We start from the raw sequence: 1,120 nt of genomic DNA on the forward strand, positions 1-1,120 counted from the left end.
TCTTCCATGGCGATCGGGGCGATCAGCTTGACGGTGATGCTGACGTTGTCGCCAGGCATGACCATTTCCTTGCCCTCGGGCAGTTCGATGGAGCCGGTCACGTCGGTGGTGCGGAAGTAGAACTGCGGGCGGTAGTTGCTGAAGAAGGGGGTGTGGCGGCCGCCTTCGTCCTTGCTCAGCACGTAGACCTCGGCAGTGAAGTCGGTGTGCGGCTTGATGGTGCCGGGCTTGGCCAGCACTTGGCCGCGCTCGACTTCTTCACGCTTGGTGCCGCGCAGCAGCAGGCCGACGTTGTCGCCAGCCTGGCCCTGGTCGAGCAGCTTGCGGAACATTTCCACGCCGGTGACGGTGGTCTTTTGCAGGTCGCGGATACCGACGATTTCGATTTCTTCGCCAACCTTGATGACACCGCGCTCGACGCGGCCGGTGACCACGGTGCCGCGGCCGGAGATGGAGAACACGTCTTCCACGGGCATGAGGAAGGTGCCGTCCACGGCGCGCTCAGGCGTGGGGATGTAGCTGTCCAGGGCCTCGGCGAGCTTGAGGATGGCTTCTTCGCCGATGGGGCTTTGGTCGCCTTCCAGGGCCAGCTTGGCCGAGCCACGGATGATGGGGGTGTCGTCGCCGGGGAAGTCGTACTTGGAGAGCAGTTCGCGCACTTCCATTTCGACCAGCTCCAGCAGCTCTTCGTCGTCCACCATGTCGGCCTTGTTCAGGAAGACGATGATGTAGGGCACGCCCACCTGGCGCGAGAGCAGGATGTGCTCGCGGGTCTGGGGCATGGGGCCGTCAGCGGCAGAGCACACCAGGATGGCGCCGTCCATCTGGGCGGCACCGGTGATCATGTTCTTGACGTAGTCGGCGTGGCCCGGGCAGTCCACGTGGGCGTAGTGGCGGTTGGCCGTTTCGTATTCCACGTGCGAGGTGTTGATGGTGATGCCACGAGCTTTTTCTTCGGGCGCATTGTCGATCTGGTCGTAGCCTTTGGCTTCGCCGCCGAACTTCTTGGACAGCACGGTGGCGATCGCTGCGGTCAGCGTCGTCTTGCCATGGTCCACGTGACCAATCGTGCCCACGTTCACGTGGGGCTTGGTGCGCTCAAACTTACCTTTTGCCATTT

1 protein-coding gene is annotated in these 1,120 nt (G+C 63.0%); it reads right to left on the reverse strand.

Features of this window, described 5'->3' with window-relative positions:
• Positions 1-1,118: elongation factor Tu (tuf, locus tag CK625_RS13440; RefSeq protein WP_095540833.1), on the reverse strand; the 1,118-nt coding region annotated here is incomplete at its 3' end.
• Positions 1,119-1,120: the final 2 nt, after the last annotated feature.

Source organism: Vandammella animalimorsus (assembly GCF_002285265.1).
In the GTDB taxonomy this organism is placed as follows: Bacteria; Pseudomonadota; Gammaproteobacteria; order Burkholderiales; family Burkholderiaceae_C; genus Lampropedia.